This is a genomic window from Streptomyces sp. SD15, from assembly GCF_054462255.1.
This window is the reverse complement of record NZ_JBTLMO010000001.1, coordinates 204,906-220,347: the sequence shown is the minus strand read 5'-3', so window position 1 is coordinate 220,347 and position 15,442 is coordinate 204,906. Positions and strand designations below refer to the sequence as shown.

Here is a 15,442-nt window from a genome sequence, read left to right as displayed (position 1 = left end):
TCACTCTGCTGGTCGGAGCCGCGATCGCCGTGGGGCTCCCGCTGGCCAGGAAGCGCTTCGAGCGCACCACGATGACCCAGGTCCACAGGATCGGCCAGTGACCGGCGACGCACTGCAGGGCCTGGACCCGCGGCGTGGAGCCTGGATCGCCGAAGCCTGGCGGCACGTCACTCCCGACCGGCTGCGCGAACTGATCGTTGGCCTCGTCGACATCCCGAGCCCCACCGGTGACGAGGCCCCGCTCGCCCGGCACATCGCCGCCACTCTCTCGGCCGCCGGCTGCCGCGCCGCGGTGCAGCCGGTCGACGACCGGCAGGCCAGTGCCTGGGCCCGGCTGTCCGGCGACGGAACCGGACCCGACCTCATGCTCTACGCGCCGATCGACACGCTGACCGTGGGCGAGGAGAGCGAGGATCTCCCCTGGATCGGACCCGAGTTGCGTGACGACATGCGTCCCCGGGCCGTCGTCGACGGAGACCTGGTGATCGGGCTCGGTGCCTCCAACCCCAAGGGACACGCCGCCTGCGTGATGATGGCCGCCGAGGCGATCGCCCGCGCCGGGATCCCGCTCACCGGCGATCTGGTCGCCGCGTTCGGCGCGGGTGGCATGCCCACCAACGCCAGGCCCGGCGGCACCCGGCGCAACACCGGCCAGGGCGTGGGCTGTTCGTTCCTGCTGGAGCAGGGCGTATGGACCGACTACGCCGTGATTGCCAAGCCCGGTTGGACCGTCTCCTGGGACGAGGTCGGCCTGGTGTGGTTCGAGGTCACCGTACGCGGGACGCACACCTACGTCGGTTCGCGGCACCGGCTTCCGTACGACAACGCCATCGCCCGCGCCGGCGAGGTCGCCCGGCACCTGGAGGAGTGGTTCGTCGAGTACGCCGACCGCCACACCGGCGGGACGGTCGCCCCGCAGGGCATCGTCTCCTCCGTACAGGGCGGCTGGCCGCGCATGGCGGCGGTCACCCCGGCCGCCTGCACGCTCATGGTGGACCTGCGCATCGGCCCCGACACGACCCCGATGCGAGCCAAACGGGAGTTCACCGCGGCACTCGACGCGATCCGCGGCAAACTGCCCGGCCTCGACGTGAGCGCGGAGATGGTGCTGGCCATCCCCGGCACGCGCACCGACCCGGACAGCTGGATCTGCCGGAGCGCGATCGCGGGCTGGGAGGCCGTCGAGGGGCGTGAGCACGAGGTCATCCGCGGCAACAGCGGCGCCACCGACGCCAACATCCTGCGCGGTCGTGGCATCCCCACCGTCCGCGTCGGCATGCCCAAGGTCAGCGAAGCCCCCTTCGAGATCGACTTCGCGCGGGGTATGAACACCGTCTCCGTACGGGCCATGGAGAAGCTGACCCGCCAGCTGATCCGTACGGCCGTCGACACCGTCACGCGCTCCCGCGCAGAGATGGAAGTGGAAGGAGAGCCGGCATGACCGAGATCGTCCTGGGCGTGGGCGCCTCGCACAGCACGCTGATGAACACCCATTGGGAGGAGACGCTCCACAAGGACCGCGCGGAGCGGTTCCGCGACGCGCTGAAGGCGGCGCGCGACGAGATCGCCGCGGCCCGGCCCGACACCGTGATCCTGGTGGGCTCCAACCACTTCCGGGGCTTCTGGCTCGACCTCATCCCCGCCTTCACCCTCGGTGTCGGCGAGTGCGTGGCCAGCGGGGAGTCCGGCACCCCCAAGGGCCCGCAGCCGATGGACGTGGAGCTGGCCCGACACATCGCCAACTCCCTGGTGGAGGGCGGACGTTTCGACCCAGCCTACTCGGCCCGGCTGCAGATCGACCACGGCCAGTCGCACGCCATCCAGTACCTCCTGGACGGACTGGACGTGGAGATCGTGCCGCTCGTCGTCAACGTCTTCGCCCCTCCGCTGCCCACGCTCGCGCGCTGCGAAGAGCTGGGCCGGGCGATCCGGGACGCCGTGCTGGCATTCCCCGGCGAACGCCGTGTCGCGGTGATCGGCTCCGGCGGACTGTCGCACCGGCTGCCCTGGCCGGACTGGCGCGATCCGCACGGCGCCGACGAGGAGTTCATGGTCGGCGCCTGGCTCAACGGCCGGGAGAACTGGCAGGACTACGACGTCAGGCGCCGCGAGATCATCCGGGCCGCCGAGGCGGCCCTCAACCCCCAGTTCGACGACGAGTTCCTCTCCCTGGTGGAGCGCGGCCAGACGCACCGCATGACCGCGTACTCCACCGAGGAACTGGAGAAGACGGCGGGCAACGGTGCCCAGGAAGTGCGCACCTGGCTACTCATGGCGGCCCTCCTCGACCATGCCCCCGGACGGCGGCTGGCCTGCGAGCCGATGCCCGAATGGCTCACCGGCATGGCCGTCGCCGTCCTGGACCCCGTACACACGAACCCCTCAGTGGAAAGGCAGCCATGAGCATCTGGACCGAACTGACCACCCTCGACTACCGCCACGCGTACGTGGAGACCGGCGGGTTCCGGACCCGGGCGTTGCAGGCGGGCCCCGAGGACGGCGAGCACGTGGTGTTCCTGCACGGAACGACCGGCCACCTGGAGGCGTTCGTACGGAACATCCCGGCGCATGCCGAGCGCTACCGCTGCCACGCCATCGACATGCTGGGCCACGGATACACCGGGAAGCCGGACCGTCCTGGCGAGATCCCCGCCTATGTCGAGCACCTGATGTCGTACCTCGACGCCGTCGGGGCGGAACGCGCCCACCTGGTCGGCGAGTCGCTGGGCGGCTGGGTCTCCTCCTGGGCGGCAAGCGAGTACCCGGACCGGGTCGCCTCGCTGCAACTGCTGTGCATGGGCGGTACGAAGGTCAACCCACCGGTGATGGAACGGCTGAAGACCTCGACCCGGGCCGCCGCTCTGGAGGACGACGTGTCCTTCACCCGGGAGCGGCTGCGCCTGCTGTGGGCCGAGTGGGACGAGGACCTGGGCGAGGAGCTGACGCAGGTCCGCTACGACATCTACCACCACCCCGAATTCCAGCGGAACCTGCACAACCTGCTGGCCCTGCAGGAGCTCGAGACGCGCGAGCGCAATCTGCTCCGGCCGGACCGTATGGCGCGTATCAAGGCGCCGACCTTGGTGGTCTGGGGCAACAAGAACCCGCTCGGGGACGTCCCGGAGGCCCAGGCCATCGCCGCCGCGATCCCGGGGGCCCGCCTCGAGGTCTTCAACGCGTGCGGGCACTGGCCGCAGCACGAGCGGGCCGATCTCTACAACCCGCTCAGCCTGGCGTTCCTCGCCGAGTCGGCGTAGGCCCGGCTGCCGCGCCGCGTGCGCGGTCACGGCGAATTAACACCTGGGCATGGCCATGATCGGGGAATGCATGGTTCCGTTGCGGGGACCACGTACTTCGGGGGTATCGGATCGATTGCGAGGTTCTTCTCATGACCGTCACGTCCGTCAGCCGTGCCGACACCGCACCCGCCGCGCCCGCTGTGCCAGGCGTGCCCGGGACGCGGGCCACGCTTGCCTGTCCTGACCCGATGAACTCCGTCCTCGGCAAGGTCCGACCGATCCTGGAGGCCTTCGCCGCCGAGGACAACACCCTCTCCCTCGCCGACTTGGTACGCCGGACGGGGGTGGCCAAGGCCACCGTGCACCGGCTCGCCCAGGAACTGGTCGAGTGGGGACTACTGGAGCGCGCCGGCTGCGACTACCGGCTCGGCCTGCGGCTGTTCGAGATCGGCCAGCGGGTGCACCGGCAGCGGATCCTGCGCGAGGTGGCCCAGCCGTACATGGAGGACCTCCTGCTGGCCACCCGGGAGACCATCCACTTCGCCATCCACGACAGCCTCGACGTCGTGTACCTGGAGAAGATCTTCCCGCACCGCGGGCTGAACGAGGAGTCCCGGGTCGCCGGCCGGCTGCCGCTGTACTGCACGGCCACCGGAAAGGCGATCCTGGCCTATTCGCCCGACGCCCTGTTCGCGGAGGTGGTCAGAAACGGGCTGAAACCCTTCACCCGCCACACCGTCACCTCACCGGGCCGGCTGCGCGCCCAGCTGGAGCGGACCCGGGCCGAGGGCATCGCGATCGAGACCGAGGAGGTGCGCCTCGGCTACACGAGCATGGCCGTGCCGGTCTTCGGCCGCCATGCCACGCTCGTCGGCGCGCTGTCCATCACCGCGCCGACCTACCGCATGGACCTCACCGGGCACGCCCGCGCGCTGCGTACCGCGGCCCTGGGGATCAGCCGGTCCCTGCGGTGAGCGGCACGGAGGAAGCCCGGTCTCGCACGGCGACGCGGGACAGTGGTCGCTCCGGCTCGTCGGCGCACGGCGAGAACCCACCCTGTGCGCCGGTGCTGGGCGAGGTGTTGTCCCGGGCCCGGCAGTTGATCGATCGGTGGGAGGGCGAGGACTGCGGCTCGCCCACCGTCAAGGACTTCTGCCGGTACGCCGCCGCACTCGACGACGTCCCCTACATCCGCCGCGCCCGCGCCCGGGAGGCGGCCGGCGAGGCAGTCGTCGCCCCCGCTCTCTTCCTCGCCGGAACGATGAGCTGGCAGGACGGTCCGGCCGAGGACGAACTGCGCCCCGACGGCCTGGCCACCCGCGAGTCGCCCTGCACCCAGGGCCTGCCGGTACGCCAGGTGCACGGTGGGCAGTCGGTCAGGCTGGGCCGCCCCCCTGTGGCGGGTACCCGGATCACCGCGTCCCGGGCCGTCACCTCGGCGGACCACCGGCGAGGCAGGTCGGGCGAGTTCGTCCTGTTGGGGGTCACCACCCGTTTCACCTCGGAGGACGGAGAGGAGCTGATGACCGTGGACGAGACGATCGTCGTGCTGGACGGTGTCCTGGACGAGGAGAGCGGGGCCGCCACGTGACGGCCGCCGTCGCCGGGCAGATCTGCCCGCCGCGCCAGTACTCCCACAGCAGGGTGCAGTTGTTCCGGTTCAGTGCCGTGTCGTGGAACTCCCACCGCATCCATTACGACGCCCGGTTCGCCGCCTCCGAAGGCTTCCCGGACGTGGTCGTCCAGTCCACCCTGCACGGCGAGATGATCGGCCGGCATGCGCTGGACTGGGCCGGGCCCGGCGCGCGCCTGGAGTCGGTGAGCTGGCGCAACCGGGCGACCGCCGTGGCCGGAGAGCCGCTCACCTGGACCGCGACCGTGCGGACGAGCGAGCCCTGCGACGAAGGTGTGCGGGTGACGCTCGACGTCTCGGTCCTCAAGGACGACGGCGCTCCCTGCGTCACAGGGCACGTCGAACTCACTCGGCGTGCTGCTCGTACCAGCCCGTCAGCAGAGAGGTCCTCAGGTCCGGCGACTTCTTGATCAGCTTCTGGCCGAGAAGGAAGTCGACGATCTTCTTCGACTCGGTGACGTCGGTGTCGTCGATGCCGCGGGCGGCGAAAGTGATCTCCGGCAGGACCTTCTTCGTCTCCGCCACAGGCAGCTTCACCTGCTGGTTGGACGCCTTCGCCGCGGCATCGGGGTCCTCGGTGACGAGCTTGTCCGCGGCGGCCACGACCTTGAAGACCTTGCCGGCGACCGCCTCGTTGTCCTTGAGCCAGCTCTGGTCGGCCAGCAGCCACTGCACGTACGTCACACCGAAGTCACCGATGCGCCCGGCGATATGACCGCCCGCCGCGGCGCCCCGGGCCGCCCACGGCTCGTACAGGATGTACGCGTCGATAGAGCCCCGCTCCAGCATTCCCGGCATCTCCGGCGCTGAACTCTGCAGGATCTTCAGGGACTTCGGATCGATGCCGTTGTGCCGCAGATACGAGTGGGTCGCGTACAGACCGAGGCCTTGGATCGACGCCATGGTCTTGATCTGCCGGGGGGAGGTGACGCCGTCCCGCAGGACGACCTTGAGATAGCGGTCGGAGGACTGGAACACGCCGAGAGCCCGCAGATCGGGGTTGCCGGCCATCAGCGGCAGGGCGGTGGAGTCGGCGTTGGCCGATATCTGCGCGGTGCCCGCCGTCACCGCCTCGGCCGCCGCGGGGCCGCCCTCGGTCTTGACGAGTTCCACGTTCAGGCCCGCCTTCTCGAACAGCCCGCGTTCCTCCGCCAGATAGAACGGGGCGTACGAGGCGTCGACCCCGAGGGCGATCCGTACCGTGGGCCGCGTCGCCGACTTCACTCCCGCCGAGTCGGTCGTACCGGCCATGCAGGCCGTGGTGAGGAGCAGCGCCGCACAAGTGGCGGTCAGGGCACTTCTCTTGGACCCGGGTCGTGATGTTCCGTCCGTGTGCATGTACGTCCTCCCCAGTGCTGGGAATCATCGGACGCCGACCTTCCCAGCCCCGCCCGCGACCGCATAAGCGAAACGTCCTGCTCACCGGAACAAAACCATTTGGCGGGACCGGCCCCGTCCATACGCTCCCGGACCATGAGCGTTCTTCCCGACGTGCCGGTGAGCACGGACGAATCGCACCTGATCGAGACCGACGTTCTGATCATCGGCGCCGGGCCCGCGGGCCTCTACGGCAGCTACTACGCCGGCTTCCGCGGGCTGCGGGTGGCGGTCATGGACGTCCTTCCCCAGTGCGGCGGCCAGATCAGCGCGATGTACCCGGAGAAGCCCATCTTCGACATCGCGGGATTCCCCTCGGTGCGCGGCCGCGACCTCGTCGACAACCTGGTCGCCCAAGCCGAGCCGTACGGGCCGGTCCACCTCCTCGGCCAACGCGCGGTCGACCTCTCCCACGACGAGGACGGCCGTCCCGTCGTCCGCAGCGACCGGGGGACCACGGTCCGGGCCGGAGCCGTCGTCATCACCGGGGGAGTGGGGATGTTCACTCCCAGGCCCCTCCCGGCGGGCGACGCCTACCTGGGCCGCGGGCAGGTGTACTTCGTCCCGCGGCCCGCCGACCACGCCGACCAGGACGTGGTGGTCGTCGGAGGCGGCGACAGTGCTTTCGACTGGGCGGCGACCCTCGCCCCGATCGCCCGGTCCGTCAAGCTCGTCCATCGCACCGACCGCTTCCGAGCCCATCGCGCGACCGTGGACAAGGTCCGCGCCCTCGGCGTCGAGATCATCGTCGACTCCGAAGTGAGCACGCTGTACGGCTCCTCGCGCCTGGAGCAGGTGGAGATCCGGCATCGCACCGACAGGACCACCCGGCTGCTCCCGGCACAGACCGCGGTCGCCGCCCTCGGCTTCGTCGCCGACCTCGGCCCGCTCCAGCGCTGGGGCCTCACGCTCCAGGCACGGCGCATCGCCGTGGACACCCGGATGGCCACCAACGTCCCCCGCGTGTTCGCCGCGGGCGACATCACCGACTACCCGGGCAAGGTGCGCCTCATCTCAGTCGGCTTCGGCGAGGTCGCCACCGCGGTGAACAACGCCGCCACCGTCATCGACCCGGAGGCCCAGCTGTTCCCCGGGCACTCCACCGAGAAGGAGACCTGAGATGGCCTACGTCATCGGATCCGCCTGCGTCGACATCATGGACCGGTCCTGCGTCGAGGAGTGCCCGGTCGACTGCATCTACGAAGGCGCCCGCAAGCTCTACATCAACCCGACGGAGTGCATCGACTGCGGCGCCTGTGAGACCGCCTGCCCCGAGCAGGCGATCACCGTCGATCGCCGCGCCGAGCCCCAGCACCGCGAGGACAACCGGCAGTTCTTCGAGATCGTCCTGCCCGGCCGGACGGCCCCGCTCGGCACGCCGGGCGGAGCGGACGGCGTCGGCCCCCTCTCCGCCGACACACCCCTCATCAGCGGCGCACCGGCGGCCTGATGAGCCCTGGGCGCGGACGCGGACCTGTCTCCGCTCCCGCGCGCGGTATGCCGCACGCCGCACGCCGTTTGCCTTCGTACCCGCACACCTGGAGGTTCTGTATGTCCATGTCTCGCAGCGCGGTGCATGGAGTGTGTCCATGACCACCGACAGCCCGCTCCCAGCAGTGGTCAAGGCCGCCGACGCATTGAACGAAGCCATCTGCGCGGGGAGCGCGTGCCCACCAGTACGCGCGCTCCTCGCCGACGGCGACACCGAAGCCGCGTACGCGGTACAGCGCGTGAACGTCGAGCGCGGCCTGGCCGCCGGGCGGCGCCTCGTCGGCCGCAAGATCGGACTGACCTCGCCCGCTGTGCAGGCCCAACTCGGCGTGGACCAGCCGGACTTCGGGGTGCTGTTCGCCGACATGGCGGTTCCCGAAGGCGGCGAGGTGGCGGCCGGGCGGCTGCTCCAGCCCAAGGTGGAGGCGGAGGTCGCCCTCGTCCTCGGCGCCGATCTGCCGCATGCCGACTGCACGGTGGCCGACGTGATCCGCGCGACCGATTTCGCGCTGCCCGCGCTGGAGATCGTGGACAGCCGGATCGCCGACTGGGACATCACCATCGTCGACACCGTCGCCGACAACGCCTCCAGCGGTCTGTTCGTGCTGGGCTCCACCCCCGTACCGCTGACGCGGTGGGAACTGCGCGGCCTGCGCATGACCATGACCCGCAATGGCCAGGTGGTCTCCGAGGGAACCGGTGCCGACTGTCTCGGCAGCCCGCTCAACGCGGCGGCCTGGCTCGCCTCGACCGTGGCCGCGAAGGGCGACCCGTTGCGCGCCGGTGAGATCGTGCTGACCGGAGCCCTGGGCCCGATGGCCGTCGCGGCTCCGGGGGACCGGTTCGAGGCCTGTATCGGCGACCTGGGCACGGCCCAGGTCGGGTTCGCGGCGGAAGGGAACAGGCGATGAGCGCCCGCACGAAGGTGGCCGTCATCGGCTCCGGCAACATCGGCACCGACCTCATGATCAAGGTGCTCCGGCTGTCCGACAGCCTGGAGATGGCCGCGATGGCCGGCATCGACCCGGATTCCGACGGCCTCGCCCGCGCCCGCCGGCTGAAGGTGCCCACCACGCACGAGGGCGTGGACGGGCTGGTCGCGATGGACGAGTTCGCCGACGTACGGATCGTCCTCGACGCCACCTCGGCCCGCGCTCACCGCCGCCACGACGAGGTGCTGCGCGCCCTCGGGCGCATGGTGGTGGACCTCACCCCGGCCGCCCTCGGCCCGTACGTGGTGCCGCCGGTGAACCTCGACGCCCATCTGGACAGCCCCAACGTCAACATGGTCACCTGCGGCGGACAGGCCACCATCCCCGTCATCGCCGCCGTCTCGGCCGTCACACCCGTCCACTACGGGGAGATCGTCGCCTCCATCGCCTCCCGTTCTGCGGGCCCCGGTACCCGGGCCAACATCGACGAGTTCACCGAGACCACCGCGTCCGCCATCGAAAAGGTCGGTGGGGCGGCCCGGGGCAAGGCGATCATCGTCCTCAACCCGGCCGAACCGCCGCTGATCATGCGGGACACGGTGCACTGCCTGGTCTCCGACTGCGACGAGGCGGCGGTCGTCGCCTCCGTCGAGGGCATGGTCGGCCGTGTCCAGGCGTACGTGCCCGGATATCGCCTCAAGCAGAAGGTGCAGTTCGACCGGGTCGGTGCCGACGACCCGCTGCGCACGCTGGTGCCTGCCGGCAGCGCGCCGGTGAAGGTGTCGGTGTTCCTGGAGGTCGAGGGCGCCGCCCACTACCTGCCGTCCTATGCGGGCAACCTCGACATCATGACCTCGGCCGCACTGCGCACCGCGGAGCGCCTGGCCGCGCACCACCTGACGGAGGCAGCCAAGTGACCACCACGCTGTACATCCAGGACGTCACCCTGCGCGACGGCATGCACGCCATCCGGCACCGCTACACCGTCGAGCAGGCCCGAACCATCGCCGCCGCCCTCGACGCGGCCGGGGTCCGCGCCATCGAGATCGCGCACGGCGACGGCCTGTCCGGCTCCAGCGTCAACTACGGCGTCGGTGCCCACACCGACTGGGAGTGGATCGAGGCGGTCGTCGGCGCCGTACGGCAGGCGATCCCCACGACCCTGCTGCTGCCCGGGATCGGCACGATCCACGACCTCAAGCGGGCCCACGCGCTGGGCATCCGGTCGGTGCGCGTCGCCACCCACTGCACCGAGGCGGACATCTCCGCCCAGCACATCGCCGCCGCCCGCGAACTGGGCATGGACGTCGCCGGGTTCCTGATGATGTCCCACATGGCCGAACCCGCCGAACTCGCCCGCCAAGCCAAGCTCATGGAGTCCTACGGAGCCCACTGCGTGTACGTCACCGACTCCGGTGGACGGCTGACCATGGGCGGAGTGCGGGACCGCTTCCGCGCCTACCGTGACGTCCTCTCGGCAGACACCGAGCTGGGCATCCACGCCCACCACAACCTGGCGCTCGGGGTGGCCAACAGCGTGGTCGCTGTGGAGAACGGCGCCGTCCGTGTCGACGCCTCGCTCGCCGGGCAGGGCGCGGGCGCCGGCAACTGCCCGCTGGAGGCGTTCATCGCGGTGGCCGACCTGATGGGCTGGAAACACGGCTGCGACCTGTTCCCGCTCATGGACGCCGCCGATGACCTCGTACGACCGCTCCAGGACCGGCCGGTGCGCGTCGATCGCGAAACACTCAGCCTCGGCTACGCGGGCGTCTACTCCAGCTTTCTGCGCCACGCCGAAACCGCCGCCGCCCGCTACGGCCTGGACACTCGCGCCATCCTCGTCGAGGTCGGGCGCCGGGGGATGGTCGGCGGGCAGGAGGACATGATCACCGACATTGCCCTCGACCTGGCGGAGGCTCGGGCATGAGCGCCGAACGGGCACGGCTGCGGGTCGGCGTCCGCGTCCCGCCCTGTGACCGGGCGGACCGCGTGGTCGAGACCGTACGCCGCGCTGAGGAGCTCGGCTTCGACGACGTGTGGTTCCCCGACTCCCAACTGCTGTGGCGGGACGTGTTCACGACGCTGACCGCCGCCGCCCTGGGCACCGAGCGGATCGGTCTCGGCACCGCGGTCACCAACCTGGCGACCCGGCACCCGGCCGTCGTCGCCTCGGCGGCCCGCAGCGTGGCCGAACTCGCCCCCGGCCGCTTCACCCTCGGGCTCGGTGTGGGCAACAGCTCCGTCGGCCCCATCGGCCTGCGCCAGACCACCTCGGCGGCGATGCGCGAGGGGCTCGCCATGCTCCGCGCACTGCTCGACGGCCGTGAATGGGACTTCGACGGCTGCTCCGAGGGCTTCGGGGGCAAGGTCCGCTCCCGACTGCGCGACCCCCAGCCCCAAGTGCCCTTGCACCTGGCTGCGAGCGGGCCGAAGAACCTGCGGCTCGCCGGTGAGATCGCCGACGGCGTGATCCTCCTCAGTGGCGTCTCGCCGAGGACCCTGGAAGGCGCCACCGCCCGGGTGCGCGAGGGCGCCGAGGCCGCGGGCCGACAGGCCGGGGAGATACCGCTGACCGTCTCCGCGTTCTGCGCGGTGACCGACGACCTCGAGGCCGAAGCCCGGCTGATCAAGCCGATCTGCGCCTCGATCGCGCAGAACGGCGGAGCCCCCTTCCTCGCACTCGCGGGCATCGAGGCCGCCGTCCCCGCGAAGGTCGAGGGGGTCTACCCGGATCTCGTGCACGCCGAGGACTGGGACGCCGCCGTCGAGATCTGCTCGGAGTGGATCAGCGACGAGGCCGCCCTGCGCTTCGCTCAGGAGTTCTGCCTGTTCGGCACCGCGGACCAGATCACCGAGCGGCTCCGCGCCCTGCGCACCATGGGGGTCACAGGGGTGTTCCTCCAGCACGTCGGCTCGTACGACCCGCCGACCGACCTGATCGAAGCCGTCGGTTCCTCGGTGCTGCCGGCCCTCTCCGTCCCCACCCACACGAAGGCGGGTCACCGATGACGGATACCAAGGACACCCTGCGACGGGGCTATGTGCCCAGCCCCTTCGGGCAGTTGCACTATGTCGAGTGCGGTACGGGCGAGCCCGTACTGATGCTCCACCAGACTCCCCGCTCCTGGACCGAGTACCTCGACGTGCTGCCGCTGGTCGGAGCCGCACACCGTGCCATCGCCATGGACACCCTGGGCTTCGGCGCCTCCGCGAAGCCCGACGGTCCGCATTCGATCGAGCGCTTCGCCGACGCCGCCGATGCGCTGATCGAGGAGCTGGGGCTGGAACGCTTCCACCTCGTCGGGCATCACACGGGCGGAGTGATCGCGGTGGAACTCGCCGCCCGCCACCAGGACCGCGTCGCAAGCCTCCTGCTCTCCGCCACGCCTTTCGTCGACGACGAGAAGCGGCGCACGGCGGGCGAGCGCAAGCCCGTCGACCATGTCGTCCCCCAGCCCGACGGCTCGCACCTGCTGGAGCTGTGGAACCGGCGCCGCGGCTTCTACGAGGAAGGGGAGGAAGCCGCTCTCAACCGGTTCATGGTCGACGCGCTGACCGTCCTTGACCGGGTGGAGGAAGGGCACGAGGCGGTACGGCGATCCATGCTGGACCAGCGCCTCGCGCACATCACGGCCCGCACGCTCGCCGTCTGCGCGGCCGGGGACCACTACTCCATGCCCGCGCTGGAGAAGTTCGCCGGGGCGCTCGGCTGCGAGACCCGCGTCCTCTCCGGCGGCCATGTCCCCGTCCCCGAGCAACTGCCTCAGGAGTTCTCGAAGGTCGTCCTGGAATGGGTGGCACAGGGCTGAGCCGAGGCGGCACAAGGGACCGTTCCTTGTCGTCGCGCGGGACGCGGCGCAGCGGCCGGCTCCTCCGGATCAACCCGGTGGAGCCGGCCTACTGCGTAACGCGGTCACTTGAGGCCGATGTCCGCACCCGGCCCGAGCGGCAGGTCGAGCCCGTAGAAGATGCCGAGGATCACCAGCCACACCACCAGGAACGGCACGACGAACACGGCCAGCCGGGAGATGAGCGTGCCCAGCTTCGCCTCGGGCTCGTACTGGCGGAGCATCGCCAGGATGAGGAAGAGGTAGGGATTCATCGGCGTGATGGCGCCCGTCGCCGAGTCGCCGATACGGAAGGCGGCCTGACTGAGTGCCGGGCTCATGCCCATCAGCATGAACGCCGGGATGAAGACCGGGCCGACGAGGGACCACAGCGCGGAGCCGGACACGACGAAGAGGTTGAGGCAGGAGGCCAGCAGGACGAACGCGATGATCGCCCAGAAGCCCGTCACACCGATGGAGTTGAACAGCGCGGCGGCCTTCACCGCCAGCAGCACACCCACGTTGGACCAGTTGAAGAGCGCGATGACCTGCGCGGCGACGAACATCATGACGATATAGCCGGACATGCTCTTCACCGAGTCGGTCACGGCGGTGACCACGTCCTCCGCGCCGGTGAGCTTCTTGACCGTGAAGCCGTAGGTGAGTCCGGCCAGCAGGAAGGCACCGAAGAGGACGGGGACGATGCCGGTGAGCGCCGGCGAGGGCACGAAGGCCCCGCCCTCGCCGCGCAGCGGGGCCCCGGCCGGCAGCCACAGGGCGAGGACCCCGCCCAGGTAGAGGACGACGACGATGCCGCTGGCCAGCAGACCGCGACGCTGAACCGGAGTGAGCGTCAGGCTCTGCGTCTCTTCCTCGTCCGCCGCCGGCGTGTACGTCCCCAGCCTCGGCTCCAGGACGCGGCTGATGAGGAACCCGCCGAGCAGAGCGAGCACGATGCTGCTCGCCGCGGTGAAGAAGTAGTTGATGAGGAGATGGATGTGGAGGCCTTCGGTGGCCGGAAGGACCGAGGCCGCCTGCTGGGTGATGCCGACGTACAGGGCGTCGAGCGAGCCGATGGTGAATCCGGCGGCGTAGCCCGCGGTGACACAGGCGAAGCCGCCGATGAGGCCCGCGACGGGATGCCGTCCGGCGCTCTTGAAGACCAGGGCCGCCAGCGGCGGCAGCACGATGGCGCCGACATCGCTCATCATGTGCGCCTGACTGGCGACGAGAGCCACCGCGTACGGGAGGACGGCACGCGGCACCCGGGCGAGGGTGGCCCGCATCACGGTCTCCAGCAGGCCCGTCTTCTCCGCGAGTCCGACCACCATGATCAGGACCAGGACGGCGCCGATCGGCGGGAACGTGGCGAAGTTGACGACCAGGTTCTCGACCAGCCAGCGCACCCCCTCGCCGGTGAACAGCCCGGCGACGGCCTTGGTCTCGTCGGTTCCCGGGACCTTGACCGAGACGTCGGCGACGGACAGCGCGGTGGAGGCCACGGCCAGGAGGACGAAGAGGCCGGCGAACAGGACGACGGGATGGGGCAGGGCGTTGCCCAACCGCTCGATCAGGGAGAGTACCCGGTCGAGACCTTTGGACCGCTGGGCGTCGGGAGACTTGCTGTCCGGGGCGGGGAGGTCGGTCAGTGAGGACATCACGGCTGCCTTCCGGTCGGGGCCGCCGGCGGCAGCAGGTCCTTGTGGACCACGCCGTCCTGGACGACGCAGACGATGTTGGCGGGATCCCCGAGGACGCCGATGTCCGCGAGCGGGTCGCCGTCACAGACGACGAGGTCGGCGGTGCGGCCGGGGGCCAGCGTGCCGAGCCGGTCGGCCACGCCGAGCAGTTCGGCGGAGGTGCGGGTGCCGGCGACGATGGCGGCCATGGGGTCCATGCCCAGGTCCACCAGATAACTGAGTTCCATGAGGTTCACACCGTGCGGACCGACGGCGGCATCGGTGCCGAGCGCGATGCGGGCACCGTACTCGATCGCGCGGGCGATGTTCTCCTTGGTGAGCCCCGACCAGCGGACCTTCTTCTGGTAGTGGTAGTCCGGCATGGTGTCCTTGTTGATGCCCGCGTAGACGGTGGACAGTGTCGGGACGACGAAGACGCCCCGCTCACCCGCCATGTCCAGGGCCCGGTCGTCCAGGCCATAACCGTGCTCGATGCTGGTGACACCACCGCGGATGGCGTTCAGGATGCCGGCGTTGCCCTGGGCGTGCGCGGCCACCGGCTTGCCGCCGTGGCGGCGGCATTCGTCCACGACCGCCCGGATCTCCTCCTCCAACAGGCCCTCGTCGTCGGGCTGGTCGTACGGGCTGCCCATGCCGCCCGTGGCGCAGACCTTCACCAGGTCGGCGCCCTCGCGCAGCACCCGGCGCACGGCGAGGCGGGCCGCGTCGGCGGTGTCCGCGATCTCGGACATCCCGGCACTCAGGTCGGTGCCGTCGGGCAGGCGTACGTCGGCGTGGCCGCCGGTGTGGCTGATGATCCGTACGGCCGTGTGCAGCCGCGGGCCCACGACCCGTCCGCTGGCGACGGCGGTACGGAAGCCCGCGGACAGCCCGCCCAGGTCGCGGGCCGTGGTGATGCCCGCGTCGAGGGTCTGGCGCAGCCGGGTCGCGGTGTCCAGGGTGACCAGAACGGGATCGAGTTCGGCGCGGCGACCGGGCGGCGAGCCCTGCGCATAGGCGAGGTGGACGTGGCAGTCGAAGAATCCGGGCAGGACGGTACGGCCGCCCGCGTCGACCGTCCGGACCGAAGAGGCCTCATGGGGCGGTGCTGTCGCCGCGGGGCCGGCGTAGGTGAGGGTTCCGTCGGCATCGGCGAGGACGACGGCGTCGTCTACGGGGGCTGCCCCCGTGCCGTCGATGAGCCGGGCGTTGTGGACCCGCAGAGCGGTCCTGGCGGTCTCTCGCATCGTGACATCCGTCATGG

At 70.7% G+C, this 15,442-nt stretch carries 16 protein-coding genes; 13 read left to right on the top strand and 3 right to left on the bottom strand.

Features of this window, described 5'->3' with window-relative positions:
• Positions 1 to 97 precede the first annotated feature (97 nt).
• From ACX28W_RS00970 to ACX28W_RS00945, 6 genes are all read left to right on the top strand, one after another.
• Positions 98 to 1,441 (top strand): M20 family metallopeptidase, encoded by a 1,344-nt coding sequence (locus ACX28W_RS00970; RefSeq protein WP_458996817.1) that lies wholly within the window; start codon positions 98 to 100, stop codon positions 1,439 to 1,441.
• Complete coding sequence (locus ACX28W_RS00965) at positions 1,438 to 2,403, top strand: DODA-type extradiol aromatic ring-opening family dioxygenase (RefSeq protein WP_458996816.1); 966 nt, start codon at positions 1,438 to 1,440, stop codon at positions 2,401 to 2,403. The genes ACX28W_RS00970 and ACX28W_RS00965 overlap by 4 nt, the downstream gene beginning before the upstream one ends.
• Positions 2,400 to 3,257 (top strand): alpha/beta fold hydrolase, encoded by an 858-nt coding sequence (locus ACX28W_RS00960; RefSeq protein WP_458996815.1) that lies wholly within the window; start codon positions 2,400 to 2,402, stop codon positions 3,255 to 3,257. The genes ACX28W_RS00965 and ACX28W_RS00960 overlap by 4 nt, the downstream gene beginning before the upstream one ends.
• Before the next feature lie 131 nt (positions 3,258 to 3,388).
• On the top strand, positions 3,389 to 4,213 hold the full coding sequence (locus tag ACX28W_RS00955) for an IclR family transcriptional regulator (protein ID WP_458996814.1): 825 nt from the start codon (positions 3,389 to 3,391) through the stop codon (positions 4,211 to 4,213).
• On the top strand, positions 4,210 to 4,830 hold the full coding sequence (locus ACX28W_RS00950; RefSeq protein ID WP_458996813.1) for an FAS1-like dehydratase domain-containing protein: 621 nt from the start codon (positions 4,210 to 4,212) through the stop codon (positions 4,828 to 4,830). Before ACX28W_RS00955 ends, ACX28W_RS00950 begins: the two co-directional genes overlap by 4 nt.
• Positions 4,827 to 5,282: a hotdog family protein gene (locus ACX28W_RS00945; RefSeq protein ID WP_458996812.1), complete on the top strand. Its 456-nt coding sequence runs from the start codon at positions 4,827 to 4,829 to the stop codon at positions 5,280 to 5,282. The genes ACX28W_RS00950 and ACX28W_RS00945 overlap by 4 nt, the downstream gene beginning before the upstream one ends.
• Here ACX28W_RS00945 and ACX28W_RS00940 read toward each other — a convergent pair.
• A complete protein-coding gene (locus ACX28W_RS00940) occupies positions 5,218 to 6,123 on the bottom strand; it encodes an ABC transporter substrate-binding protein (protein WP_458996811.1) in 906 nt (301 codons plus the stop codon). The genes ACX28W_RS00945 and ACX28W_RS00940 overlap by 65 nt on opposite strands.
• Positions 6,124 to 6,345: 222 nt before the next feature.
• Here ACX28W_RS00940 and ACX28W_RS00935 point away from each other — a divergent pair, with 222 nt between their 5' ends.
• From ACX28W_RS00935 to ACX28W_RS00905, 7 genes are all read left to right on the top strand, one after another.
• A complete protein-coding gene (locus ACX28W_RS00935; RefSeq protein WP_458996810.1) occupies positions 6,346 to 7,368 on the top strand; it encodes an NAD(P)/FAD-dependent oxidoreductase in 1,023 nt (340 codons plus the stop codon).
• A 1-nt stretch (position 7,369) separates the two neighbouring features.
• Positions 7,370 to 7,699 carry a ferredoxin gene (gene fdxA, locus ACX28W_RS00930; RefSeq protein ID WP_458996809.1) on the top strand — a complete coding sequence of 110 codons (330 nt, stop codon included), beginning with the start codon at positions 7,370 to 7,372 and terminating at the stop codon, positions 7,697 to 7,699.
• A 139-nt stretch (positions 7,700 to 7,838) separates the two neighbouring features.
• Complete coding sequence (locus tag ACX28W_RS00925; protein WP_458996808.1) at positions 7,839 to 8,651, top strand: 2-keto-4-pentenoate hydratase; 813 nt, start codon at positions 7,839 to 7,841, stop codon at positions 8,649 to 8,651.
• The gene (locus tag ACX28W_RS00920; protein WP_458996807.1) at positions 8,648 to 9,589 is read left to right on the top strand and encodes an acetaldehyde dehydrogenase (acetylating); all 942 of its coding nucleotides are present in this window, start codon (positions 8,648 to 8,650) and stop codon (positions 9,587 to 9,589) included. Before ACX28W_RS00925 ends, ACX28W_RS00920 begins: the two co-directional genes overlap by 4 nt.
• Positions 9,586 to 10,599, top strand: a complete 1,014-nt coding sequence (gene dmpG / locus ACX28W_RS00915) for a 4-hydroxy-2-oxovalerate aldolase (RefSeq protein WP_458996806.1) — start codon at positions 9,586 to 9,588, stop codon at positions 10,597 to 10,599. Before ACX28W_RS00920 ends, dmpG begins: the two co-directional genes overlap by 4 nt.
• Positions 10,596 to 11,681 (top strand): LLM class flavin-dependent oxidoreductase, encoded by a 1,086-nt coding sequence (locus ACX28W_RS00910; protein WP_458996805.1) that lies wholly within the window; start codon positions 10,596 to 10,598, stop codon positions 11,679 to 11,681. Before dmpG ends, ACX28W_RS00910 begins: the two co-directional genes overlap by 4 nt.
• Entirely contained in the window at positions 11,678 to 12,481 is an 804-nt protein-coding gene (locus ACX28W_RS00905; RefSeq protein ID WP_458996804.1) for an alpha/beta fold hydrolase, read from the top strand. The genes ACX28W_RS00910 and ACX28W_RS00905 overlap by 4 nt, the downstream gene beginning before the upstream one ends.
• A gap of 104 nt (positions 12,482 to 12,585) precedes the next feature.
• On the opposite strand, the gene ACX28W_RS00900 is transcribed toward ACX28W_RS00905, so the two are convergent.
• Positions 12,586 to 14,157 carry an AbgT family transporter gene (locus ACX28W_RS00900; protein WP_458996803.1) on the bottom strand — a complete coding sequence of 524 codons (1,572 nt, stop codon included), beginning with the start codon at positions 14,155 to 14,157 and terminating at the stop codon, positions 12,586 to 12,588.
• Positions 14,157 to 15,440, bottom strand: coding sequence for a metal-dependent hydrolase family protein (locus ACX28W_RS00895; RefSeq protein ID WP_458996802.1), 1,284 nt, complete (start codon positions 15,438 to 15,440; stop codon positions 14,157 to 14,159). The genes ACX28W_RS00900 and ACX28W_RS00895 overlap by 1 nt, the downstream gene beginning before the upstream one ends.
• Positions 15,441 to 15,442 lie beyond the last annotated feature (2 nt).

Coding starts and splice junctions, on each gene's coding strand:
- ACX28W_RS00965 (WP_458996816.1), top strand. CDS start 1,438: ATGACCGAGATCGTCCTGGGCGTGGGCGCCTCGCACAGCACGCTGATG.
- ACX28W_RS00960 (WP_458996815.1), top strand. CDS start 2,400: ATGAGCATCTGGACCGAACTGACCACCCTCGACTACCGCCACGCGTAC.
- ACX28W_RS00955 (WP_458996814.1), top strand. CDS start 3,389: ATGACCGTCACGTCCGTCAGCCGTGCCGACACCGCACCCGCCGCGCCC.
- ACX28W_RS00940 (WP_458996811.1), bottom strand. CDS start 6,123: ATGGCCGGTACGACCGACTCGGCGGGAGTGAAGTCGGCGACGCGGCCC.
- ACX28W_RS00935 (WP_458996810.1), top strand. CDS start 6,346: ATGAGCGTTCTTCCCGACGTGCCGGTGAGCACGGACGAATCGCACCTG.
- fdxA (WP_458996809.1), top strand. CDS start 7,370: ATGGCCTACGTCATCGGATCCGCCTGCGTCGACATCATGGACCGGTCC.
- ACX28W_RS00925 (WP_458996808.1), top strand. CDS start 7,839: ATGACCACCGACAGCCCGCTCCCAGCAGTGGTCAAGGCCGCCGACGCA.
- ACX28W_RS00920 (WP_458996807.1), top strand. CDS start 8,648: ATGAGCGCCCGCACGAAGGTGGCCGTCATCGGCTCCGGCAACATCGGC.
- ACX28W_RS00910 (WP_458996805.1), top strand. CDS start 10,596: ATGAGCGCCGAACGGGCACGGCTGCGGGTCGGCGTCCGCGTCCCGCCC.
- ACX28W_RS00905 (WP_458996804.1), top strand. CDS start 11,678: ATGACGGATACCAAGGACACCCTGCGACGGGGCTATGTGCCCAGCCCC.
- ACX28W_RS00900 (WP_458996803.1), bottom strand. CDS start 14,157: ATGTCCTCACTGACCGACCTCCCCGCCCCGGACAGCAAGTCTCCCGAC.
- ACX28W_RS00895 (WP_458996802.1), bottom strand. CDS start 15,440: ATGACGGATGTCACGATGCGAGAGACCGCCAGGACCGCTCTGCGGGTC.